Source organism: Pseudomonas sp. SDT291_1_S447, assembly GCF_054070155.1.
On the sequence record NZ_JBSVXS010000340.1, the window covers coordinates 1 to 316 of the forward strand.

A 316-nucleotide genomic window follows, 5' to 3' on the forward strand; every position below is an offset into this window, starting at 1 on the left:
CCCTGTTACCGCCGTGAAAGGGCGGTGTCCTAGGCCACTAGACGAAGGGGACACAAACCTTCTATACAACTGATCAGTGCTGAGATCTGATCGATTCAAGGCCGGTGTGGCCAGACCTTGAACGTGTAAAATTGGTGGAGCTTAGCGGGATCGAACCGCTGACCTCCTGCATGCCATGCAGGCGCTCTCCCAGCTGAGCTAAAGCCCCGGATTTCTCGCCTCGCGGCGGAGTGACATCTTGCAACATCACTTCTGTAAAACTGGCGTCCCCTAGGGGACTCGAACCCCTGTTACCGCCGTGAAAGGGCGGTGTCCT

General features: G+C 57.0%; 1 tRNA gene. It reads right to left on the reverse strand.

Annotation, left to right across the window (positions count from 1 at the left end):
- Window positions 1-132 precede the first annotated feature (132 nt).
- Window positions 133-208: transfer RNA gene (locus ACW9IR_RS29845), tRNA-Ala, on the reverse strand.
- Window positions 209-316 lie beyond the last annotated feature (108 nt).